The organism is Lutibacter sp. (assembly GCF_016342705.1).
Taxonomy (GTDB): Bacteria; Bacteroidota; Bacteroidia; order Flavobacteriales; family Flavobacteriaceae; genus Lutibacter.
Genome location: NZ_JAEINV010000001.1, coordinates 304,545 through 328,686 on the forward strand (window position 1 = coordinate 304,545; position 24,142 = coordinate 328,686).

Below are 24,142 nucleotides of genomic sequence, written 5' to 3' on the forward strand. Positions count from 1 at the left end.
GGAGAAAGAATGGTATTTCAACATATAATTCAGAAAAAAAAGATAGTTGCAGGATGGCTTCAAATTGATGTAACACAAGAGGCTATTTATCTTGACGAGGATTTTTTTATTGGAGTTGAGTTTATGTCAAATTTTGAAAAACCACAAGATGTTTACATCGGAGTAATTTTATCCAAAGGAAAAGGCTTTTCACGAAGATGTAGTCAAGGAGAATAGATGAAACTGCAAGGTGCTTCAACCATAAATGTAGAAATTGAATAGTAAGTAAAATTTATAAAGTGGATTATACATAAAAATTTTAGAATGTACTAAAAAGAAATGTTTTCAACGTATTAAAAAACTAAATTTGCATAATAAAAAGTACTACAATTTATTAGTAACTTTTAATTTTCAAAAGCATTGAACTGAAAACGTCCTGAAAAAAGATGAATAACGAACAGAAGGCCATACGAGTTACTTATTTTAGTATTTTAAGTAATACAACCTTAGCCATAATAAAAGGACTCGCGGGTGTTTTTGGTAATTCATATGCCTTAATTGCCGATGCAATTGAATCTACAACTGATATTTTTTCTTCACTATTAGTATTATTCGGACTTAGGTACGCAAAAAGACCTGCCGATGAAAATCATCCCTACGGACACGGAAAAATTGAACCGTTAATTACATTTTTGGTGGTTGCGTTTCTTGTAACTTCAGCTGCAGTAATAGCTCATGAAAGTATACAGAATATTCAAACACCTCATGAAACACCCAAATCTTGGACTTTAATTGTTTTGGCCTGTATTATTATATGGAAAGAAATTTCGTTTCAAATTGTAATTAAAAAAAGTAAAGAAACAAATAGTTCTTCGCTAAAAGCAGATGCTTGGCATCATAGGAGTGATGCCATTACTTCAATTATGGCTTTTCTTGGAATTTCAATTGCACTTATTTTTGGAGAAGGTTTTGAAACTGCTGATGATTGGGCGGCATTATGTGCATCATTCTTTATTTTATACAATAGCTATTTAATTTTTAGACCGGCTTTAGGAGAAATTATGGATGAACACCTTTACGATGATTTATTAGTTGATATTAGAAATGCATCTATTGAAGTTGCAGGAGTGATAGGAACTGAAAAATGTTTTATCCGAAAAGCAGGAATGAAATATCATGTGGATTTACACGTAATAGTTGATGGAAAAATTACAGTGAAAGAAGGACATGATATTGCACATACATTGAAGGATTATTTAAGAACTGAAATTCCAACCATAGGACACGTTTTGATTCATATAGAACCAAATGAGTGAAATATATATGTAAAAGCATTTAAAAATACTACATGCAATGCTTTATTATTGTTTCTAAAATAAAATAACAGTAAATTTAACTTAGAAAGGGGTTTTATAGACAAAAAATTTTAAACTCTAATCTTATGTAACCCTGGAAAACCGAGATGGATCTTAAAAAAAAATCAAAAATAAAAACGGATTATAATAGCATACAATAAACTGGCTATAACCAGTAAAATGGAATAGTTCTAAATCGTTCAAATACTGAATAGAGCGTTTTTAAATCTGTAACTTTCAATTGCTAAACTTTTGTAATGAATTAGCAAAATTATTATGTTGAATTATGTATAGAAAAATAGAAGAATCTCAAACACTTTTAATAAATATGCAATCTAAAGGATTAGAGTTGCAAAATCATAAAATTTGGATTTGGGCAATCACCTTTTATGCCTCCAAAAGTGGTTTTAGAGGCTTTAAAAAATGCTGTAAATCATAAAGAGTATTCTTCAGTTCAGGGAGATTTGGAGCTTAGAAAAAATATTTCTCAATTTCATGAAGCTCATAATGGGTTAAAAGTTAATTGCCCAAATGTAATTCAAGGAATTGATGATATATGTGATTGTATTTCTAACCTTTAAAAATCTAAATAAAAAAAATAACTGAAATTGGAATTAATTAAAAAGTGGTTTTTAGAGGGAAAATATAAAAAAAGAGATAAGTAATATTAGTTAAAATAAATGGAAAACTCTAGAGTATTTAACATGTCATTTGCAAGTGTTTATCCTCATTATATAAACAAAGCAGAGAAAAAAGGACGAACAAAGGAAGAAGTGGATACCATTATTTGTTGGTTAACTGGATATCATCAAAAATTGTTACAACATCAAATTGATGTGAAGGCAAATTTTGAAACGTTTTTTGCAGAGGCGCCTCAAATGCATCCAAATGTTTCAAAAATTACAGGGGTAATTTGTGGGTATCGTGTAGAGGAAATTGAAAATGAATTAATGCAAAAAATTAGATATTTAGATAAGTTGATTGATGAGTTGGCAAAAGGGAAAACAATGGAAAAAATTTTAAGAAAGTAAGAGGGGTTTATATAAAAACGTTATACATTGTTATTTCAATACTTTGTTGTTTTGGAAAATTTTCAACCGTAATGTTAAGTTAAAATATAGGGATGAAACAAGTAAAGATTTATTAAATAGTTTGTTGTTTTATAGGCTAAAAATATCACCAACATTGAAATTATATTGCTTTCTTCCTTTAAAACGATACTATTTATGCTTAAATTTGAATGAATTCACACAAATAGGGATTTCATTTACCTTAACTACAAACAAAAAAAAACTAAATATGATTATAGACGTACACACCCACATTAACAATTACCATGAAGATAGAGTTGTTTCACTAGAAGATTGTCTTAATAATCTTACAGACACAATGTTAGCTAATAATGTTGATTATTCATTAGTATTATCTTCATATAAAGTAAATGAACATAGGCCAAGTACAAGACAAGTAGTAGAAGCCATAAAAGGGCGAAAAAATTTAGGAGTAGTATCTGGTATTAGTTATTTGCATTATGATCATAGAGATGTGCGGGAAATTAGTGAATATCTAGAAAATGGTTTTATTAAAGGATTAAAATTTTATCCTGGCTATGAGCCATTTTACCCAAATGATATCAGATTTAAATTGATGTACGAAATGGCTGTTGAATATGATGTTCCGGTTATGTTTCATTCCGGAGACACGTATGCGCCCAATGGAAAAGTTAAATATTCACACCCTTTACACATTGATGATTTGGCAGTTGATTATCCTGATTTGAAAATAGTAATTTGCCATGTTGGGAACCCTTGGATAAAGGATTGTATGGAAGTAGTGTATAAGAATAAAAATGTATATGCAGATATTTCCGGGTTAGTTCTTGGTAATTTTTCAGATAAGTTTGAAAGATATATGAAAAATGAAATTGAAGAAATGATAACCTATGCCGGTGATCCTAATTATTTATTATATGGTACAGATTGGCCAATATCTAATATGGGATCGTATTTAAAATTTATGAATCAATTAGAATTAGCGGAAGAAAAAAAGGAATTAATTTTATGGAAAAATGCAGCTAAGTTATTTAAAATTGATGTTGAAAACCTGTAATTGATTTTGGCGCTATTGCAGAAAGAATTGTGAAAAGGCTAAAACAAAATAGGAAACTAATGTAAGCAATAACATAAAAATGTTTCAATTATAAAATGTGCGAATGCAATTACAAATAAAGTAATTAAAAAAATAAAATGGAAAACAAAAACAGAGGCTGGCAAAGAGTTTTACTCATAATTTTACCCTACATTTTTATAGGAGGATTATTTCAATTTATTGGAGCACTCATTGCTGGAGCGGACTTCACTAATGTTGATTTTCAAAAAACGTCTGAACAACAAGTAATAATGTCGTTTTTCTCTTTATTGGGAACATTTATTGTGATTTGGTTTTTTTCTAAATATTTAGATAAAGAAAAATTTATAAATCTCGGATTTCAACTAAAAAATAGAGGCGTTGATTTTGGTGCTGGAATAGTGCTAGGTGCAGTTATCATGATTTTAGGATATGTATTATTGCTGAATTTAGGTGAAATAACTTACACAAAAACAATAATAGATTTTAAAGAAATACTACTTTCTATTGTGTTATTTACCTGTGTTGCCTTTGCAGAAGAATTACTACTGAGAGGATATGTTTTAAGAAATTTAATGGTTTCATTTAATAAGTATCTGGCGCTTATTATTTCTTCCATTATTTTTGCATTAATGCACGGATTTAATCCAAATATTGATTTATTTAGTATGACAACTATTTTTTTAGCTGGGATATTATTAGGAATTTCATACATACACACAAAAAACTTATGGTTTCCGATAGCTCTTCATTTGAGCTGGAATTTATTTCAAACACTTTTTGGATTTAATGTAAGTGGACAAGATTCGTATTCCTTAATAGAATTTAGTATTACTAAAAACACCTTACTTAATGGTGGCGCTTTTGGGTTTGAAGGTTCTATATTGTCCGTTATTACTATGATAATTTCAATAGTTGGAATTGGGTTTTATTACGAAAGGAAAAACACGAAACGCAATATGATATAATTTTTAAAAAAAGGATTTTTTACTTTTAAGCTTTAAAATTCTTGTTCAAAAATATCTTTATTGGTTGCAACAGTAGCAATAATATTTTCTAAAACAGTTTTTGAACTATTTATATAGAGTTGGTGTTTAATTTTACGAGGCATTATTTCAGCCAATAAATTATTTCTTTCTAAAACAGCCTTTGTTTGTTTTGCAACGGCTTCACCAGAGTCTATTATTTTAACTTGTTCACCCAAAATTTGTTGTATTTGAGGAATTAAATAGGGATAATGCGTACATCCTAAAACCAAGTGATCTATATTAAAATTCAACATAGGTTTTAAATAAGTTGTAAGTAAGTGAGCTAATTCTGGAGAATTTAATTTGCCAGCTTCAATTAAGGGTACTAAGCCTTCACCATCTTGCTCTATTTTAGTAATATTTTTAGTGTATTCGTTGGCTGTTTTTTCAAATAACTTACTACTTAAAGTTCCTTTGGTTGCCAATATTCCTATAGCGCCAGTTTTACTGAGTAGTGCTGCAGGTTTAATAGCCGGTTCAATACCAATAAAAGGAATGTTATAATTTGAGCGTAAATAATCTATAGCGTTTGTTGTTGCTGTATTGCAGGCAACAATAATTATTTTACAGCCTTTAGCTATTAAATACTCCGTATTTTTTACAGATAAGGCAATTATATCTTCGGCTGTTTTTTCGCCGTAAGGAGCGTTCTTACTATCAGCTAAATAAATAGTATTTTCATTAGGTAACAATTTAATGACCTCTTTCCAAATAGAAGTGCCACCAATACCTGAGTCAAATAAACCTATAGGTTGATTATTCAATTTTAATGTTTTTTTGAAATATAAATGTAAAAAAAATCCCACAGAAAGTGGGATTTAATTAAATAAGATATTGTTTAGGTTTATTTAATTCCTAATTTAGTTTTTACTGCTGGCAATAAATCTGTTCCGTTAGCTACAATTAAACTTGAAGCATCTAATACATAAACAAATCCTTGATCTTTAGCAACTTCTTCAATAGCTTTTTTAGCTTTGTCTAAAATTGGTTTCAATTTTTCATCTCTGTTTTTAGAAATTTCTTCTCTAGCCACTTGTGATGCTTGGTAAAGATTTTGACGATCTTGTTCAATTTCAGCACCTCTTTGTTGGTTTACTTCATCAGTTTGTGAATTTACTTCAGCTTCGTATTTTTTTAATTTTGCTGTAAATTTATCACTTTCAGCTTTTAGTTCACTTTCGTATGTTTTGCTTAATTTTTCTAAATCAGCATTTAATGCTTTTGTTTCTGGCATTAAACTTAATAGTAAGTCAGTATTAATATGAGCAACTTTTGTTTGTGCTTGTACCGTGTTTAACCCTAAAGTTACTATTGCAATTAGTAATAAAGTTTTAAAATTTTTCATTTTTTTGCTTGATGTTTAAATTAATTATTCTCTTTTTTTGCTTTTTTGGCTTTTTTTGCCTCTTCTATTTCTTTTATTCTTTGTAGTCTTTTATCTTCAATTGCTTTTTTTAATTCTTCTCTTTTTTTAAGTTGTTCGGCTTTTTTTTCTTCTAGTTTTAGTTGTAATTCAGCTCTTTTTTGTTCTCTTTCAGAAATTACATTATCAGTGGTGCCGTCATCATTTATAGTTGTAACTGCTTCTTTATTGGTTAAAGCTTCTCTTTTTGCTTTTACTTCATTTAATTTTTCAGTTCTATTAATACTACTTATAACAAGTTCACTAACATCATATTGTTGATTTGAAAATAACATGATTAAATCGCTTGATTTGTCAAAGATAAAATCATAATTACGCTTTGATGCAATATCTTGAACTGCATTATATACTAAATCCTGAATTGGTTGTACTAACTGTTGTCTTAAAAAGAATAAATCGCCGTTGCTACCAAAATAGGTTTCTTGTAAAATTTTTAATTCAGTTTCTTTTATTTGAATGTCTTCTTCTTTTTCAACAATTAGTTCTTTTGTTAATAATGCTTTTTCGTTATTTAATTCAGCTTTTAAATCTTCTATTTCTTTTTGTTGTGACTGAATGTTACTTTGCCAAGTGATGGCTTTTGCATTTATTTTACTTTGAGCTTCAGTATAGTCTGGTATATTTTGTAAAATATATTCCATATCTATATATCCTATTCGTTGTGCTTTTTGAGCAATTGAATTTAAGCTTAAAATTAGAAAAGCAATTAAAAGAACATTTCTTGTCATAACTATAATGTATTTAGAAAAAATCGTGCCAATTTATGAATCATATACAAATATAACTGTTTTACATTAAAATTGTTGTCCTATTATAAAGTGTGTTTGCCATCCAGATTTTTCTGTTCCACCTGGTAATGGATCAAATCCGTGTGCAAAATCAATACCTAATAAACCAAAGGCTGGCATAAAGATTCTTAAACCAACACCTGCTGATCTTTTTAATTGGAAAGGATTAAAGTTTTTAAACCCATCATAAGAGTTACCTGCCTCTAAAAATCCTAATGCATAAATAGATGCTGAAGGTTTTAAGGTAATTGGATATCTTAATTCTAATTGGAATTTATTATAAATAGTACCGCCATCAATGGAAGAAAGCTGTCCATTTTCATAACCTCTTAAAGCAATGGTTTCTCTACCATCTAATTGGTATGATGCCATTCCATCTCCACCAACAAAGTAGCGTTCAAAAGGAGAGTCGCCTAATTTTTTATTATAGTTACCTAAAAATCCAAATTCAGCATTAGACATAATTACTAAATCTTTTGTTAATGCAGTATACCATTTTCCTTTAAAGAAGGCTTTGTAGTATTCTAACCATTTAAATTTTTCAGCTAACTCCATATTAGTATAATCTTTTTCATTTAATAAAGAATATGGAATTGTTAATTTTGCACCAATGGTAAAGTCTGAACCTGATTTTGGAAAAATTGGGTTTGGACCTGCAGAACTTCTTCCTATTGAAATGTTATACGCTAAATTATTTAAATTTCCGTTACTTAAAGTTAGGTTTCCAATTCGCATGCCGTATTCTTTTAAGTCATACAGTTGGTAACTAACACTTTGTGATAATGTAAAATAGTTATCTGGCCATTGTAAACGTTGTCCTAAACCAACGGTAGCTCCAATAATATTTAAGCGTTGATCTTTATCAACTTTATTGGTATAATAATCATATCTAAACTGTTTAGAGTTATAGATGGAGAATGATAATGATTTTGGTTTTTTGCCACCTAGCCAAGGTTCTACAAAAGAAAAACTTGAAGTAGTGTAATATCTACTTTTTTGTAAACGTAAAGATAAAGTTTGTCCGTCACCCATTGGTAATGGTCTATATGCTTTTTTGTTGAAAATATTTCTTGTAGAGAAGTTGTTGAATGACAACCCAAGTGTTCCAATAAAGGATCCACCACCATAACCTCCTTGTAATTCAATTTGACTTGAACCTTTTTCAGCAACGGTATAATCTATATCAACAGTTTTATCTGAATAATTTGGTTTTATATCTGGAGTAATTGCTTCAGCATCAAAAAAGCCTAATTGCCCAATTTCTCTAATGGTTCTAATAATATCTGCTTTACTATATAAATAACCAGGTTTTGTTCTAATTTCACGGTAAACTACGTGGTCATTAGTTCTGTCATTACCATTTACAGTAACTTTCTTAATTTTTGTTTGTTGGTCTTCATAAATACGAATTTCAACATCAATAGAATCGTTATTTACTCTTGTTTCAACGGGCATTACTCTAGAAAATAAATACCCATTATTTTGGTATACTGTTGCAATATCTTCAGAATCTGGCGATCCATCTCCAGTAACGCGTTCTTTTAATATTTTACCATTGTAGGTGTCACCTTTTTCAATTCTTAAAATTCGTTGTAATTGTTCATCGGTATATTTACTGTTTCCTAAGAATTTAATATCTCCAAAAATATATTTTTTACCTTCTTCAACATCAATATTTAGGTTTAAAGTATTGTCATCATTCCAAGAAAGAGTATGGTCAATTACGCGCGCATCTCTATGTCCTTTTTCACTGTAAACATCAATTAGTTTTTCTAAATCTGCTTTAAAGTCTGCTTCAATATATTTTGAACCTTTCCAGAATCTACCAATAAATGCTTTTTTGGTTTTTTTAAGTGCTTTTCTTAATTTTTTATCAGAAAATGCCTCGTTACCATTAAAAGTAATATTTTTAATTTTTACTTTTTCACCTTTATCAATATGAACTAACATATTTACCGTGTTTACAGAAGAAGTATCAGGTTTGGTGTCTAAAGTAACTTTTGTTTTTAGAAATCCTTTTTCTTGGTATTTCTTTTTAAAATAATTGGTAGTAGTAACAATTAGGTTGTCTGTTACCATGGCGCCAGTTTTAAGTTCAGCGTCTTTTTGTAAATCTTTTGCTTTACTTTCTTTTACACCCGTAATTTTAATTTTGTTAAGTTGAGGTAATTCTTCAACCGCAAATTCTAAATAGGCAGTGTTCCCATCTATGGTAGAAATATATACATCAACATTACTAAATTGTTTTGTTTCGTATAATTTTTTAATGGCGCTGGTAAGTTTATCACCAGGTAATCTTATTTCCTGACCAACAAGTAAACCGGTATAAACTTTTACGGTTTCTTCTTCAAACTTTTTTAAACCTGTAACTGTAATTCCACCAAGTTCGTAAGAATTATCCTTTACAAATGCGGCGCTAATTTTTAAAGGTATAATGGAATCTTTAGCAATTGTGTCGTTTTTAATTTCAACTTCTTTTACAGCTATTTTTTCAATTTCTTGGGCTAATCCAACATTTACAGATGCAATAATTGTAATAAGTAAAAGGGCTATTTTAATTTTATTCATTGATTTTTTCAATTTGTTCACTTGTTTTACCAAATCGTCTTTCTCTATTTTGAAATTCTAGTATAGCATTAAAAAGATTTTCCTTTCTAAAGTCTGGCCAAAGGGTATTTGTAAAATACATTTCGGCGTATGCTATTTGCCATAATAAAAAATTGCTGATTCTTTTTTCACCGCTGGTACGGATCATAAAATCAACATCAGGCAAAGAAAACGTATATAAATGATTATTAATAATATTTTCATTAATTTCTTCAATGCTCAACTCATTATTAACAACTTTTTTTGATATATTTTTGATAACATTAACAATTTCATCTCGTGAGCCATAACTAAGCGCTAAAGTTAAGGTGAGTGTAGTGTTATTTTTAGTTTTTTCAATTACTTCCAGTAGTTCTTTTTGGGCACTTTTAGGAAGGTCGTTTAAATTACCTATAGTATTTAGTTTAATGTTGTTTTTTTGAAGTGTTTTTAGTTCTTTTTTTAACGAAGAAACTAATAACGACATTAAAGTTCTAACTTCTAATTTTGGACGATTCCAATTCTCTGTAGAGAAGGCGTACAAGGTTAAAAATTTTACTCCAATTTCTGCGCATCCTTCAATAACCTCTCTCACAGAATCAACCCCGTTTTTATGGCCAAACACACGTGGTTGTCCTTTTAATTTAGCCCATCTTCCGTTGCCATCCATAATGATGGCTATATGTTTTGGCAGGTTATTTTGTTGTATTTTTAATTTTAAATTTTCCATTAATAAGGTGTCACATAACAAGGAGGTCTTCCAAAAGTGTATACTAAAGAAATACCACTTAAAACATACCAATCATTACTATTAGGGTTTCCAAATTTTAATGAATTTATGTTGTTATTATTATAATCTATATCGTCAACAAATGTATATCTAGCTCTTACTTCTGCAGCAATTGCAAAGCCAGCGCCTAATTTAGTTTTGTAACCTAAACCAAAAGGAATTGCAAATGAAGTATTTGAGCCATATTCATATTGTTCTACTCCAGTTTCTTTAGTAACAATACTGTAATTAAATGCAGCTAATTCTAAAAGTATATATGGCGTATGGGTTTTTCTAAAATCACTTAAATTATATTCAAAATAATTAAATTCTAAACCAATTGCTAATTCTTTTATGGTGTTTGAAAAACCAATACCTCTATAATAGCGTTCTCTGTTAGTGGCGTCTTTATCGTCTGCATTTATTTGGGCATATGTAAAAGTACCTCTAATAGCAACACGTGGATTCATATTCCATTTATAAATAACACCTCCCATTAAACTGTTTGGTTTCATATAATATTCAGAACCAATATCTCCAATGTAATTGCTACCACCCACAAATATTCCCGCTTCGTAAAGTTGTGCTTTTGTTGTAATACTTATACAACTGAATATAAAAAAGATAATTAGTTTTTTCATAAATATTTTAGCGTGCAAATATAAATAAATCTATTTGCTTATTGAAGTTATACAATGCCTTTTTTGATTAACAGAATAAACGGTAATTTATTGCAGTATAACTTGGTACAAATATTAATTACTTTAATTACGAGTATCTTGCCCCCATAATAATTTTTCGCGTAAGGTTTTTATAAAGGTTTGATTGTTGATTTGGATCATTTTTAAACTGAAATCTGCTTTTTTAATACAAACTTCGGTAGCATTATTTACGGAAACTATTCTAGAATCTAAGGATAAGAAAAATTCATCTTCACGTCCACTAATTTTTAAAGTTATAGTGGTTTCATCTGGAATAACCATTGGTCGTGCATTTAAATTATGTGGAGCAATAGGTGTAATTGCAAAGCTTTTTGCTTGTGGAGTTATAATTGGTCCGCCACAACTTAAGGAATATCCTGTTGAACCCGTTGGTGTACAAATAATTAATCCGTCTGACCAATAGGAGTTTAAATATTCATTATCTATAGATGTTTCAATGGTAATCATAGAAGCCGTATTTTTTCTACTTACTGAAACTTCATTTAAAGCAAAATTTAACGATTTTAAACTTTTTATTACAGGCGAAGTGGTAACGCTTAATAAAGTGCGCTCTTTTATTTTATAATTTTCAGTTAATAGTTGATGAATGGCGTTTTCTATTTCATCTTTTTGAACGGTTGCCAAAAAACCTAATCTACCTGTGTTTATTCCAACAATTGGAATATTTGAATTTCTTATAAAAGTAACGGCTCTTAAAATAGTCCCATCGCCACCAATGGTAATCATAAAGCTAAAGCTGTTGTCTAAATCTTTATAAGAAGAGAATGTTACTGCATTTTTTAATTCTACTTCTTTTTTTAAACCTTTATAGTAGTGATTTTCAATAATATATTCAATTGCGTTTTTTTCTAATAAATGAAAAAGTTCTGTCAGGTACTCTTTGTCTTCTGGCTTGTAATATTGCCCGTAAATGGCTACTTTCATAGCTATATGTTTAAATATTTTTGTAAATAAATAGATCTTTCTTTTAAATCTTCTATATAAAAATCTTCTTTATGTGAAGAAAGAACAACGTAATTATAGCGTCTGAACGATTGTAAAATTTCATTAATTTCATTCGAATTAATTTTCACCGTTATTTTTGTGGTAGTTGCATTAATTTCAGAAATAAATAAGCCTATTATTTTCGCGTTATTAGATTCTATAATTTGACAAATTTGACTAAAAGAATAATCTCTGCTTTCTTTTTCAAGCGATATAACAACTCCTTCACTTTTTAAAAATGGAGTTTCATTGTAAAGTTGTAAAATATCATTAATTTCAAAATAGCCTATATACTTATTGTGTTCAATAATAATAGGCACTAAATTAGTATTGTTAGAAGCAAAAACCCCTAAAAGATTTAATAAGTCATTTTCTTTTTCAATATAAAATAAACTAAATAAATATTGAAAATATCCAATTTCCTTTTCATTTTCTTCAATTTCTTTAATAGATTCTTCGGAAATTAAACCAATAAGTTGTTCATTTTTTACAATAGGAAAATGTGTAAAAGAAGATTCTTCAAACAATTGCTTTGCCTCTTTAACAGTGTTTTCAAGTGTTAAGGCTTTAAATTCATTTAAAATATATGGGGTTGTATCCATTTAGTTATCTATTAAAGTACAAATTAATCAAAAATAAAACCAAAAACATATTCTTAGTTCGTAAATTTGCCAACTCATTTCATAAAAGGTGTTAAAAATGACAAAGTTAAGCGTAAATGTGAACAAAATTGCAACTTTAAGAAATTCACGTGGTGGAGATTTTCCAAATGTGGTAAAAGTGGCGAGTGATATTGAAAGTTTTGGTGCGGAAGGAATTACAATTCACCCAAGACCAGATGAACGTCATATTAGATATCAGGATGCGTATGATTTAAAAAAAACGGTAACTACTGAATTTAATATTGAAGGAAACCCAATTCCAAAATTTATGGAAATGGTGTTAGCCATTCGTCCAACTCAAGTTACTTTAGTTCCAGATGCTATTAATGCAGTAACTTCAAACGCAGGTTGGGATACTATTACACATCAGTCATTTTTAAAAGAGATGATTGCAGAATTCAAGTTAAAAGGTATTAGAACTTCTATTTTTATTGATACAAACAGCAAACTTATTGAAGCTGCAGCAACCACAGGAGCCGATAGAATTGAATTATACACAGAAGAATACGCTACACAATTTGCTTTAGGAAACAAAAAAGCTATTGAGCCATTCACAAAAAGTGCCATTTTAGCAACAGAATTAGGGTTGGGAATTAACGCCGGACACGATTTAAGCTTAGATAATATTCAGTTTTTTGCAGAAAATGTTCCTAATTTATTAGAAGTTTCTATTGGGCACGCATTAATTGCAGAATCGTTGTATTTAGGGTTGGAAAATGTGGTAAATATGTATAAATATAGATTAAAGTCTAAATAAAAATTGTCATTCCTCCCAAGGTAGTAATCTCTTTTTTTGAAGCTCTAAAATTAGCAAGTACATGCAATTATTACATTCAACAATATCCGGAGAAGGCCAACCATTTTTAATTTTACATGGCTATTTTGGAATGAGTGATAACTGGAAAACGTTAGGAAATCAGTTTTCTGAAAATTACCAAGTTCACTTAATAGACCAAAGAAATCACGGTAGAAGTTTTCATTCGGATGATTTTGATTATGAACTATTGGTAGAAGATTTATACGCATATATTCAACACTATAAATTAGAAAAAGTCATATTATTAGGTCATTCAATGGGTGGAAAAGTAGCTATGTTGTTTGCGGTTACGTATCCGGAATTGGTTGATAAACTTATAATTGCAGATATCAGTCCTAAATATTACGAGCCACATCATCAACCAATTTTAGCGGCGTTAAATTCAGTTAATTTCTCACTGCATAATACACGAAGTAAAGTAGAAGAAGTTTTAAGAATTTATATGAAAGATGAAAATGTGCTGCAGTTTATGTTAAAAAATGTTTTCAGAAAAAATAAGGAATCTTTAGCTTTTCGATTCAATTTACATAGTTTATCCGAAAATAACAGCGAAGTAGGTGAGGCATTGCCATCATTTACACATTTTGATGGGCCAACATTATTTTTAAAAGGCGAAAATTCTAATTATATCACTTCAGAAGAAATTCCGTTAATAAATGCACATTTTGCAAATGCTAAAATTATAACTGTCAAAAATGCAGGTCATTGGCTTCATGCCGAGAATCCAACCCAGTTTTATAACGAAGTAATCACTTTTTTAAGCTAATTAGTAAAATGGCACAATTATAGTTATGTTTATAGTTCATAATTATAAATTAAAAAAATGAAAACTATATTAAGAATGCTATTAACTGCTGTTGCTGTAGTTGTAATAGCAAATTTTTTACCAGGAGTTACAGTTACTAATTTTGTGAGTGCTATGTTTTTAGCTATTGTGCTTGCTTTTTTAAGAATTACGGTAAAACCAATATTGGTAATCTTAACCTTGCCAGCTACTATTTTAACTTTAGGACTTTTTTTATTAGTTATAAATGCTGTAATAATTTTATTAGCAGGTTATTTTGTTGATGGATTTGAGGTAGCAGGTTTTTGGACAGCACTTTTATTTAGTATCTTATTATCAATGTTACAATCTATTTTGTATTCATTTTTAAAGGAAGATGATAAAAAATAGTTGAGTTTGAGTGAATTAAATATTTGAAAAGTGTATAAATTATAGTACTTTTGCACCCAATTTTTAATGATTTTAAGTAAAATAGCATAAAATGAATATTACAAAAGAAAATATTGATGCGTTAAATGCAGTTGTGAAGGTTGAAATTTCGGCTGCTGATTACCAAGAGAAAGTAGATAAAATTTTAAAAGATTACCGTCAAAAAGCCAATATTCCTGGATTTAGAAAAGGACAAGTTCCAATGGGAATGGTAAAAAAACAGTACGGAAAATCTATAATGATTGATGAGGTAAATAAATTATTGCAAGAATCATTAAATAATTTCTTGGTTGAAGAAAAATTAGACATTTTAGGAAATCCATTGCCAAAAATGCAAGATGATTTTAATTGGGATTCAGCGGATTACGCATTTGAATTTGAGTTAGGTTTAGCTCCAGAATTTGATGTTGATTTAAGCGCAAAAAATAAAATTACACAATACAATATTGTTGCAGACGAAGAATTATTAAACAAAGAAGTTGAAAATCTTCAAAAACGTTTTGGTACACTAGTTGCTAAAGAAGTTGTAGAAGAAGGAGTAAATATTGCTGGTTCTTTTGCAAATGAAGAAAAAGGGATTGATAAAAAATCAACTATTTCTTTAGAAGACATTAAAGGAAAAGCAAACCAAAAGAAATTTATTGGTAAAAAAGTTGGAGATGTTGTTGAGTTAGAAAGCAAAGGACTTTTTGAAGATGACCATAAATTAATGGGTGCTTTAGGATTAGGACATGATGAAGTTCACGGATTAGAAATTCCATTAACTTTTACAATTGAAGAAATTAATGTTACTGAACTTGCTGAAATAAATCAAGAATTATTTGATAAGATTTTTGGCCCAGATGTAGTAAAATCTATTGAAGAGTTAAAAGAAAAAATTAAAGAAGATGCTGAAAAGCAATTTCAACAACAAGCAGATCAACAATTATTAAATGCTGTTACTGAATATTTAGTTGAAAATACTAAATTTGATTTACCAGCTGAATTCTTGAAAAAATGGTTAGCTGTTGCAGGTGAAAAACCAATGAGTGCAGAACAAGCTGCTGAAGAATTTGACAAATCTGAAAAAGGTTTACGTTACCAATTAATTGAAGGAAAAGTTATTAGTAATAACAAATTACAAATTAGTTTTGATGAGTTAAAAGACTTTACAAAAGGATTTGTAAAAGCTCAAATGGCACAATATGGTCAGTTAAATCCAGAAGAAAAAGATTTAGAAGATATTGTACAAAGAGTATTAGGTAATCAAGACGAAGCTAAGCGTTTACAAGAACAATTAATGAGTCAAAAATTATTAACGTTCTATAAAGAGAACATTACTTTTAAAGTAAAAGAAGTAAATTATGAAAACTTTGTAAAAGAAGTTTACAAATAATTTTCACATAAATAAATAATAAAAAACCTTAAAGTTTGCTTTAAGGTTTTTTTGTTTTATAAGTTTTCTGTAAACTTTAATTGTGGTAATAACGAAATTCTTTTTTTCTGAATTTGTTGCATTTTGCTTAAAATTTTATCGAGCATTTTTACAGCTTTTTCAATATAAGGCCCTTTGTTAAGCATCACACATTCTGCACGTTGAGACATAGCGGCATCGGTTATTTCTGCTCTGGTTGGAATTCCTTTCTTTGCTAAATTTTCCAAAACTTGAGTTGCCCAAATATCTGGAATATGCGCAGCTTCGCAAACGCTTAAAATTTCTTCCTGTATAATGGCAAAGTTTTTCCAACCTGTTTCAATAGCTAAATCTCCACGAGCAATCATAACTCCAATTGGATAATTTTCCATAGCTTTTAATAAAATACTTGGTAAGTTTTCAAAAGATTTTTGAGTTTCAATCTTAAGAATGATTCCAATAGATGCATCTAATTTTTTTAGCTCATTTAATAAATCTTCAACATCTTGCTTATTATTTACAAACGAAAAATTTACCGCATCAGCGTTTTTAGCTATAAACTTTAAATCGGTTTTATCTTTATCGGTTAAACCGCTAATTCCTAGTTCGCTATCAGGTAAATTAATTCCTTTATCGGCTCTTAGTTTTCCTCCAGTGGTTTTTGCATTGGTAATTTTAATCAATAAATAATCTGGGTGAATTTCATCAATTATACCTTCAATTTTACCATCATCAAAATATATTAATTCTCCTTTTTTAATCTTTGAAAATAGTTGTGGTAATGTGCAAGAAATATGCGCGAAATCTATCATATTTCCTTGTTCATCAAAAGTAGCTGGTTCGCCTAAAATAGGTTCTTTATTTAATTTTAAAGTATCGCCTTCAAATAAATAAATAATTTCTTCTAGCGGTAATAATTCGTGAACTGTATGTAATTCCGAAGTAGATTTCTTTTGAAGAAAAACGGTTAACTGCATTCCTGTTGTTACAAAAGCAGAATCTTTACAAGTTGCCCATCTGCCGTAACCTTCTTTTTCTTGAATGGTTATTTTACATTTTTTGTCACGAGAATCTGTAAACGTAAAATAGGATCCTTTTTTAGTTTTTTTAAGCCACTTTTTATTAACGGTTATAACAGCATCGGCCTGAGAATCTTTTGGAGGAAGCATTCCATAAGGAGCTAACCAAATTTTTGCTGGAGCGATTAATTGCCCTAATGAATTTCGTTTTGGTTTAATATGAATTACTTTATGACCGGGTTTCATTTTTCCAGTTCGTAATTTTGGTCCACCTAAATCCATCATTACTTTACAATCTGGATTTGCGTTTTTAATATTGTCAATTATTTTTTTCCAAGTTACTTCATCATCATGTGCGCAATTTACACGTGAACAATTCATTCCGGCGTTAATTAAATGTTCAGAAAAAGTACTACTTTCGGCTGCATTTGTTGGTTGTGTAACCAAAATCCGTGTTCGTCTATTTATTGGTTTTTCACCAAATAATGCGTTGGTATTTTTTTTTAAAAGTTGTTTACTTTCTTTATTTGTTAAAAATGATTGCTTAGGAATTGTATCATCAATTTTTAACAAATGACTTACTAAGGTTCTGTAAATAAGTATTGTATGTAGAATGCTACTTTCCGTATTTACAGATGTTGGCAAACCTAAATCGTTTAAATTTTTTTGAAATGGTGTATTGTCTAAACTTCTAAATGCTAAATAATGAATTAAATTTTTAGCGCTGTATTTATAGTTAGGATGCACATTATCTATTTGCAATTTGTAGGTGTTTTCAAAAGCTGCCATTTTATCTAAAATAGCATCAATTTGAGCGTTTACTTCCTGCAATTTTTGAATATCGAATAACATAAAAAAATTTTGAACTAAAAATACAAATAATTTAGTTCATTATTTTCTTTTTGGAGCGCGAGTTTTAGGCTTTTTATACTTTTTAGCAATCTCTCTTCGGTAAGACCCACCAAGGTTTACTTTTTTGTTTTTTTCCTTTTTTTCGTGAAAACCAGAACCGGAATCTGAGCCAGAAGAACGCGTATCATTATTTATTTCCTGAGGATCTCTCGGAATTTCTTCATCTATTAATTCTTCTGAAATTTCAATGCTTTCGGGTAAATCATACACATCAATTTCTCTATTCATTAATAATTCAATTTCACCTAAATATTCAGCTTCATCTTCGGTAAAAAATGAAATAGAAGTTCCTTTTTGTTCCGCTCTACCAGTTCTACCAATTCTATGAATATAGTTTTCCGGTTTTTTAGGAATATTCATATTAATCACATGACTAACATCCGATATGTCAATTCCACGAGAAACAATATCTGTTGCAATTAAAACGGGAAATTTATTGTTTTCAAAATTTTCTACAGAGCGTAATCTGTAATTTTGAGTTTTATTTGAATGAATTACTTGTGCCTGATTTGGTAAGGCAATATCTAATTCAGCATGTAAAATATTGGCTTGTTTCTTGTTTTTCACAAATACCAATACTTTTTTATACACTTCTTTATCTTTTAAAAGCGAAATTAAAAAGTTAACTTTTGTGTTGAAATTTTGAACTGGATAGGCTTGTTGCTCAATAGTATCCAACGGACTTCCGCTTGCTCCAACTTCAATTTTAATAGGATTTTTAAAGAAAACATCTAATAAATCATCTACTTCTTTTGTTAACGTTGCAGAAAATAAAATGCTTTGACGCTTTTTTGGAAGTAAATCTAACAAGGTGGAAAGTTGCGGTAAAAAACCTAAATTCAACATTTCATCTACTTCATCAATGACTAATTTTTGAATTGATTTTAGTTTTAAAATACCGTCTAAAGCTAAATCTAATAATCTACCAGGAGTTGCAACTATAATATCTAAACCTTTAAAAACAAGTTGTTTATCGTTATTAATATTTGTTCCTCCATAAATTCCGGCAAATCTTATATTTATATATGGTGTTAAATTTTCAATTTCTTGCACCACTTGCACTACTAATTCTCTTGTTGGCACAACAATTAATACACGTGGAAATTTTTGATCGGAATAGGTTAATTGTCTTAAAATTGGTAATAAGTATGCGTAGGTTTTACCAGTTCCGGTTTGTGCTATTCCAACAACATCTTTACTACTCATAATTACCGAAAAAGCTTTTTCTTGAATAGGTGTTGGCGTTTTTAAACCAAGGTCATCTAAGGCATTCAATAAAAAGCGGTTTAAGTTTAAATCTGAAAATGTCATTGTTTTATTTTTTTGCAAATATAAGTGTTAATACACACATATTTTGATTGTTAGCAATAATTTGGGAAAATGGTTAGTTTTCAAAAATAATTAATCGGTTTAAAACCGTTACTTTAGAGAAGCCAAGCTCGTTTTTAATCCAATCAAAAGTGTTTTTATGATAAAAAGATACGTGGGTTTCATCGTTTTTATAATACCAACTTTCAAAGTTGATAGTTTCTTTATAAACATCGGTCATACAATACAATTTTCCATTTAGTTTTAATAATGATTTTAATAATTTAAACTCTTTTAACGGTTGATGAAAATGTTCAATAACTTCGCAACAAACTATAAAATTATAGGTAGTTTTTAAGGCAGTTAAATTGTTATCAAAAAAAGGATCATAAGTGGTGATGTTATAATTTTTATCACGTAATAATTTTGTAATTACTGGTCCTGTTCCACAACCAAAATCTAAACCTATGTTTGTGGAGTTAAAATCGGTTAAAACACCATTTAGTATAGGTTTAACAAAATTTTGATAACCAATATCATTTATGTCGTTATTATGATTTTTATATCTTTTAATTTCTTGTGAGGGTGAAACAAAATGATTTGGGTTCATTAAAATAGCATTACAATTTGAGCACTTGTAATATTCTTTTTCATTTAAATGAAAAAACAAACTAGTTTTGGTATTACAAAGTGAACAGTTCATAATTAATCTTTAATAAGTTCAAATAATAAATAATTATTTGGATCTATTTTTATGTCTTTAACTTCACTTTTAGCCGAAATTTCGTTTGGCGCAAATTTATTAGTTACTTGAATTGTTTTAATTTCAGAAGTTCCGTCTGTATATATTAATTCAATATCTAAAGGGAATTTAAAATCATTTTCTTGAACTTGATCAATAATAAGGCGCAGTTTATGTTGGTGATATATCCAACTTGTTTTTAAAATTGGATGTCCAGATTGTCCTAGCCATTCGTGAAAAAAGTCTTCTAAATTACTGTTAGAAACACTTTCTATGCATTTTCTAAAATCGTCGGTAGTTGCGTTTTTAAATTTATAAGTGTCATAGTATAATTGGATGCTCTTCCAAAAAGTATCTTCACCTAATTTATGATGCAGCATATGCAAAAACCAACCGCCTTTTTGATAAGAATTTGGGTTTAAAATACTCATTAAATTAGTGGAGAAGTAATCAATTACGGGCGTTTGTTGCTTTTTGTGAAATGCAATAATTTCTTCTTTTTCTGTAGATAAACGTTCTTGAAAAGCGGCTTCGCCTAAACTTTTTTGAACGTATAAATTTGTAAAATAAGTAGCAAAACCTTCGCTTAACCATATGTGAGGCCAATCTAGTTCTGTTGCTGAATTTCCAAACCATTGATGTGCTATTTCATGAGCAATTAAATCTTCGTGTTCACGTTTTCCTGTAACAGATTTTTCGAAATAGAAAATATTTCCGGCATTTTCCATACCGCCAAAACGTGTTTTGGATTGTACGTTTGCTAATTTTTCAAACGGATATTCTCCAACATTTTCAATAAAGAAATTTAGCACATCTTTTGCCGTTGAAAAATCGTAAAAACCATTTTCCTTTGTTTGTGGATATACCCAAGTTGAAACCGGTATATTATGTGTTTCACCAATATTTTGAACAGCAAATTTAGCAATACCAATTACCATAACCTTGGTAGGTAATGGAATGTTTGAAGTGTAATTATATTGTTTTAAATTATTGTTTAAATTGGTTTCTTCTACTTCAAAACCATTAGCAATTACTTGGTAATAATTGGGTGCAGTTATAATATATTCTATAGTTGCTTTATCAGAAGGATGATCTACACATGGAAACCAATTGTGCGCTCTGTTTGGCCAATTATCACCAAAAAAAGTACGATCTCCATATAAATTATTGCTAATAATTAATCCATCTTTTGGAATTCCTTCATAGCTAATTGTGTACGTGTAAATGCTATCTGTTTTTATTTTATTGGATTTGATTATCAGTTTGTTAGTGGTATGTGTGTAAGTAACTGAATCTCTATTTTGGAATATTGAAGTTATTTCCATGCCTTTTCCAGTACTATCTTTTTTTATAAAATCTAATGTAAATTCAGGAATAATCTTTTTAAACTTCAATGAAATAGCCATAGTAGCTTTAATGCTATTTGTGGTATCGTTCACAGCAATGGAAAGTTTGTAATTTTGAACATCAATTGTTTCAAGCCTATTTTGAAAGTTTTGAGCATTTGAAGTTGATATAAAAGTAATTAAAATAAGGATGAAATTAATTTGATTTTTCATAAATTGATAACGTTGTTGTTGAAGTTCAAATATACCCAAAACATAGAATTAGTTGCATAAAAAAGCCCGAAAATTCTTGTTTTTCGGGCTTTTTAACTAAAACCAAAATACTATCCTTTATTATAAAGGTTTACAATTTCTAAAATATCTTTTAATTCTTGCGATTTAATTTTGTCTGCTATTTGAGGTGATTCACTTAAAAAATCACTCAATACTTTACTAAATTTGCTGTTTGAAGAAGGTACTTTAATTAATTCGTCGAATACTTTTTCAATATAGTAAGAGTTATCTCTTAGATATAAATTCAATTTTTCACCTGAAGCAATTTTTTTTGCCATGACCATTTCTCCGGAATTATATATTCGGCAAAACATTTCGTCTCCGCGAGTATAGCATTTTATAGTCTCAATATCGGGTGATTGACTCAATCCATCAGCATCAATATAATTAATATGAAGAATGCTTTTTGAATCATTCATTTTTTCAATTTGTACATCTTTAATGGTATCATAACGCTTCGTTATAATGGTCCCTTTCTCAAACTCTTGTGCGTAAATACTTATTGTAAATACAACAAGTAATAATGTTATTATTTTTAATTTCATGATAAAATTTATTTATATTTTTAATTTCTAAAAACCTTCTCAAAGATAGCTAAAAATATTATGCGCGCATAATAAAATAGCGAAAAAATTGCCATAATTATCACAAAATGAGGTTGATTAAATATTCCTTAAGCAAATTGACTTTAAAATAAATAAATACTTCTTATCTTTACCCACTAAATATTTAAAACCCTGAAAAATGGATTACGGAAAAGAATTTAAAAAGTTTGCAACAAAGCAGCAAGGAATTAGTAGTTTGCATTACGATAAATTGGTGAGCAGTGTAACACCTTATATTATTGAAGAGCGCCAATTAAATGTTGCTCAAATGGACGTTTTTTCTCGTTTAATGATGGATAGAATCATATTTTTAGGAACTGCCATAGATGATTACGTAGCTAATATTATTCAAGCACAATTATTGTTTTTAGAAAGTGTAGATAATTCTAAAGATATTTCAATTTATATAAACTCACCAGGTGGTGGCGTTTACGCAGGTTTAGGAATCTATGATACGATGCAATTTATTAAGCCAGAAGTAGCAACAATTTGTACTGGAATGGCAGCATCTATGGGGGCAGTTTTAATGTGTGCAGGTGAAAAAGGAAAACGTTCTGCTTTACCCCATTCAAGAATAATGATTCACCAACCATTAGGTGGTGCGCAAGGACAAGCAAGTGATATTGAAATTACTGCAAGAGAAATTATGAAATTAAAAGATGAATTGTACCAAATAATATCTAAGCATTCTGGGCAATCTATGGAAAAAGTTCATGCGGATTCGGATAGAGATTATTGGATGAAAGCTGAAGAAGCCAAAGCATATGGAATGATTGATGAAATTTTAATGAGAAAATAATAATTTCTTAATTACCCCTTAAATTTAACTAAAAAATTAAAGAAATTATGGCAAAGGATGATGTTTTAGAATGTTCATTTTGTGGAAGAAAAAAGCCAGAAACAGATTTGCTTATTGCAGGTTTAGATGCTCATATTTGTGATAGATGCATTGAGCAAGCGCACGGAATTGTGATGGAAGAAATTGCAGAGAATAAAACCTCAAGTCTTTCTTCAGAATTAATTCTTAAAAAACCTCGAGAAATAAAAGAATTTATTGATCAATATATGATTGGTCAAGATGAAGGCAAAAGAGTTATGGCAGTGGCAGTTTATAACCACTACAAGCGTTTATTGCAACCAGTTTCTAAAGATGAAGATGATATTGATATTGAAAAAAGTAATATTATAATTGTTGGAGAAACAGGGACTGGTAAAACCTTAATTGCCAGAACCATTGCACGTATGTTAAATGTTCCGTTTTGTATTGTAGATGCAACAGTTTTAACAGAAGCAGGTTATGTTGGTGAAGATGTTGAAACTATTTTAACACGTTTGCTTCAAGCAGCAGATTATGATGTTGCCAAAGCAGAAAAAGGAATTGTTTTTATTGATGAAATTGATAAAATAGCCCGTAAAGGTGACAATCCATCTATTACAAGAGATGTTTCAGGTGAAGGAGTTCAGCAAGCTTTATTAAAATTATTAGAAGGATCTGTTGTAAATGTTCCGCCAAAAGGAGGAAGAAAGCATCCAGATCAAAAGTTTATTGAAGTAAACACTAAAAATATATTATTTATTGCTGGTGGTGCTTTTTCTGGAATTGATAAAGTAATTGGAAAACGTTTAAATAGACAAGCTGTTGGTTATAGCGCTTCCATAAAAATTGATAAAGTAGACGAAAGTAATTTGCTAAAATATATTATTCCAAAAGATTTAAAAGAATTTGGTTTAATTCCTGAAATTATTGGTCGTTTACCAGTTTTAACACATATGGATCCATTAGATGCAGATACGTTGAGAGCTATTTTAACGGAACCTAAAAACTCCATCATAAAACAATATCAAAAGTTGTTTAAAATGGATGGTATTGAGTTTTCTATTAATGAAAAAGCGTTGCTGTACATTGTTGATAAGGCTGTTGAATACAAGCTAGGTGCTAGAGGTTTACGTTCTTTATGTGAAGCTATTTTAACAGATGCTATGTTTGAATTGCCCGGAACAGATGAAACTCAATTGTCAATAGATAAAAAATACGCAGAAAATAAAATTAATAAGTCTACCATTAAAAAATTAAAGGCAGTTTCTTAATAG

The 24,142-nt window shown here is 29.3% G+C and carries 25 protein-coding genes; 12 read left to right on the top strand and 13 right to left on the bottom strand.

Going from position 1 to position 24,142, the window contains the following annotated elements; translation table 11 throughout:
* Positions 1 to 9 precede the first annotated feature (9 nt).
* The 6 genes from JEY78_RS01095 to JEY78_RS01120 all read left to right on the top strand — a co-directional run bounded on the left by JEY78_RS01095 (position 10) and on the right by JEY78_RS01120 (position 4,429).
* Positions 10 to 216, top strand: coding sequence for a hypothetical protein (locus JEY78_RS01095; protein ID WP_291846085.1), 207 nt, complete (start codon positions 10 to 12; stop codon positions 214 to 216).
* Between the two features lie 209 nt (positions 217 to 425).
* Positions 426 to 1,295, top strand: a complete 870-nt coding sequence (locus JEY78_RS01100; RefSeq protein ID WP_291846087.1) for a cation diffusion facilitator family transporter — start codon at positions 426 to 428, stop codon at positions 1,293 to 1,295.
* A gap of 428 nt (positions 1,296 to 1,723) precedes the next feature.
* Positions 1,724 to 1,915 (top strand): hypothetical protein, encoded by a 192-nt coding sequence (locus JEY78_RS01105; RefSeq protein ID WP_291846089.1) that lies wholly within the window; start codon positions 1,724 to 1,726, stop codon positions 1,913 to 1,915.
* A gap of 99 nt (positions 1,916 to 2,014) precedes the next feature.
* The gene (locus tag JEY78_RS01110) at positions 2,015 to 2,365 is read left to right on the top strand and encodes a DUF2200 domain-containing protein (RefSeq protein ID WP_291846091.1); all 351 of its coding nucleotides are present in this window, start codon (positions 2,015 to 2,017) and stop codon (positions 2,363 to 2,365) included.
* A gap of 268 nt (positions 2,366 to 2,633) precedes the next feature.
* Positions 2,634 to 3,443 carry an amidohydrolase family protein gene (locus JEY78_RS01115; RefSeq protein WP_291846093.1) on the top strand — a complete coding sequence of 270 codons (810 nt, stop codon included), beginning with the start codon at positions 2,634 to 2,636 and terminating at the stop codon, positions 3,441 to 3,443.
* Between the two features lie 137 nt (positions 3,444 to 3,580).
* Entirely contained in the window at positions 3,581 to 4,429 is an 849-nt protein-coding gene (locus JEY78_RS01120; RefSeq protein WP_291846094.1) for a type II CAAX endopeptidase family protein, read from the top strand.
* A 32-nt stretch (positions 4,430 to 4,461) separates the two neighbouring features.
* Here the strand turns inward: JEY78_RS01120 and murI are convergent, their stop codons facing one another.
* The 8 genes from murI to JEY78_RS01160 form a co-directional block, all read right to left on the bottom strand.
* Positions 4,462 to 5,253 (bottom strand): glutamate racemase, encoded by a 792-nt coding sequence (gene murI, locus JEY78_RS01125; protein WP_291846095.1) that lies wholly within the window; start codon positions 5,251 to 5,253, stop codon positions 4,462 to 4,464.
* Positions 5,254 to 5,333: 80 nt separating this feature from the next.
* A complete protein-coding gene (locus tag JEY78_RS01130) occupies positions 5,334 to 5,834 on the bottom strand; it encodes an OmpH family outer membrane protein (RefSeq protein ID WP_291846096.1) in 501 nt (166 codons plus the stop codon).
* Positions 5,835 to 5,854: 20 nt separating this feature from the next.
* Complete coding sequence (locus tag JEY78_RS01135) at positions 5,855 to 6,640, bottom strand: OmpH family outer membrane protein (protein ID WP_291846097.1); 786 nt, start codon at positions 6,638 to 6,640, stop codon at positions 5,855 to 5,857.
* A gap of 66 nt (positions 6,641 to 6,706) precedes the next feature.
* A complete protein-coding gene (bamA, locus tag JEY78_RS01140; protein ID WP_291846098.1) occupies positions 6,707 to 9,268 on the bottom strand; it encodes an outer membrane protein assembly factor BamA in 2,562 nt (853 codons plus the stop codon).
* Complete coding sequence (locus JEY78_RS01145; RefSeq protein WP_291846100.1) at positions 9,261 to 10,016, bottom strand: isoprenyl transferase; 756 nt, start codon at positions 10,014 to 10,016, stop codon at positions 9,261 to 9,263. The genes bamA and JEY78_RS01145 overlap by 8 nt, the downstream gene beginning before the upstream one ends.
* Complete coding sequence (locus tag JEY78_RS01150) at positions 10,016 to 10,696, bottom strand: DUF6089 family protein (RefSeq protein ID WP_291846102.1); 681 nt, start codon at positions 10,694 to 10,696, stop codon at positions 10,016 to 10,018. Before JEY78_RS01150 ends, JEY78_RS01145 begins: the two co-directional genes overlap by 1 nt.
* Before the next feature lie 123 nt (positions 10,697 to 10,819).
* Positions 10,820 to 11,701, bottom strand: a complete 882-nt coding sequence (locus JEY78_RS01155) for an NAD kinase (protein WP_291846105.1) — start codon at positions 11,699 to 11,701, stop codon at positions 10,820 to 10,822.
* 2 nt (positions 11,702 to 11,703) lie between these two features.
* The gene (locus tag JEY78_RS01160) at positions 11,704 to 12,363 is read right to left on the bottom strand and encodes a CBS domain-containing protein (protein WP_291846107.1); all 660 of its coding nucleotides are present in this window, start codon (positions 12,361 to 12,363) and stop codon (positions 11,704 to 11,706) included.
* A 97-nt stretch (positions 12,364 to 12,460) separates the two neighbouring features.
* On the opposite strand from JEY78_RS01160, the gene JEY78_RS01165 reads away from it, so the two are divergent.
* The 4 genes from JEY78_RS01165 to tig all read left to right on the top strand — a co-directional run bounded on the left by JEY78_RS01165 (position 12,461) and on the right by tig (position 15,828).
* Positions 12,461 to 13,180, top strand: coding sequence for a pyridoxine 5'-phosphate synthase (locus JEY78_RS01165; protein ID WP_291846109.1), 720 nt, complete (start codon positions 12,461 to 12,463; stop codon positions 13,178 to 13,180).
* Positions 13,181 to 13,241: 61 nt separating this feature from the next.
* A complete protein-coding gene (locus JEY78_RS01170) occupies positions 13,242 to 14,006 on the top strand; it encodes an alpha/beta fold hydrolase (RefSeq protein WP_291846111.1) in 765 nt (254 codons plus the stop codon).
* A gap of 57 nt (positions 14,007 to 14,063) precedes the next feature.
* Entirely contained in the window at positions 14,064 to 14,414 is a 351-nt protein-coding gene (locus JEY78_RS01175; RefSeq protein ID WP_291846113.1) for a phage holin family protein, read from the top strand.
* 91 nt (positions 14,415 to 14,505) lie between these two features.
* Positions 14,506 to 15,828: a trigger factor gene (gene tig, locus JEY78_RS01180; RefSeq protein WP_291846115.1), complete on the top strand. Its 1,323-nt coding sequence runs from the start codon at positions 14,506 to 14,508 to the stop codon at positions 15,826 to 15,828.
* A 56-nt stretch (positions 15,829 to 15,884) separates the two neighbouring features.
* On the opposite strand, the gene JEY78_RS01185 is transcribed toward tig, so the two are convergent.
* The 5 genes from JEY78_RS01185 to JEY78_RS01205 form a co-directional block, all read right to left on the bottom strand.
* Positions 15,885 to 17,717 (bottom strand): pyruvate kinase, encoded by a 1,833-nt coding sequence (locus tag JEY78_RS01185; protein ID WP_291846116.1) that lies wholly within the window; start codon positions 17,715 to 17,717, stop codon positions 15,885 to 15,887.
* Between the two features lie 39 nt (positions 17,718 to 17,756).
* On the bottom strand, positions 17,757 to 19,088 hold the full coding sequence (locus JEY78_RS01190) for a DEAD/DEAH box helicase (protein WP_291846118.1): 1,332 nt from the start codon (positions 19,086 to 19,088) through the stop codon (positions 17,757 to 17,759).
* 73 nt (positions 19,089 to 19,161) lie between these two features.
* Complete coding sequence (locus JEY78_RS01195) at positions 19,162 to 19,788, bottom strand: methyltransferase domain-containing protein (protein WP_291846120.1); 627 nt, start codon at positions 19,786 to 19,788, stop codon at positions 19,162 to 19,164.
* A gap of 2 nt (positions 19,789 to 19,790) precedes the next feature.
* On the bottom strand, positions 19,791 to 21,386 hold the full coding sequence (locus tag JEY78_RS01200; RefSeq protein WP_291846122.1) for a M1 family metallopeptidase: 1,596 nt from the start codon (positions 21,384 to 21,386) through the stop codon (positions 19,791 to 19,793).
* A 110-nt stretch (positions 21,387 to 21,496) separates the two neighbouring features.
* On the bottom strand, positions 21,497 to 21,991 hold the full coding sequence (locus JEY78_RS01205) for a hypothetical protein (protein ID WP_291846124.1): 495 nt from the start codon (positions 21,989 to 21,991) through the stop codon (positions 21,497 to 21,499).
* Positions 21,992 to 22,190: 199 nt separating this feature from the next.
* Here JEY78_RS01205 and clpP point away from each other — a divergent pair, with 199 nt between their 5' ends.
* Together clpP and clpX are read left to right on the top strand one after the other, a co-directional pair.
* Positions 22,191 to 22,850 carry an ATP-dependent Clp endopeptidase proteolytic subunit ClpP gene (clpP, locus tag JEY78_RS01210; protein ID WP_291846126.1) on the top strand — a complete coding sequence of 220 codons (660 nt, stop codon included), beginning with the start codon at positions 22,191 to 22,193 and terminating at the stop codon, positions 22,848 to 22,850.
* Positions 22,851 to 22,897: 47 nt separating this feature from the next.
* Positions 22,898 to 24,139, top strand: coding sequence for an ATP-dependent Clp protease ATP-binding subunit ClpX (gene clpX / locus JEY78_RS01215; protein ID WP_291846127.1), 1,242 nt, complete (start codon positions 22,898 to 22,900; stop codon positions 24,137 to 24,139).
* Positions 24,140 to 24,142 lie beyond the last annotated feature (3 nt).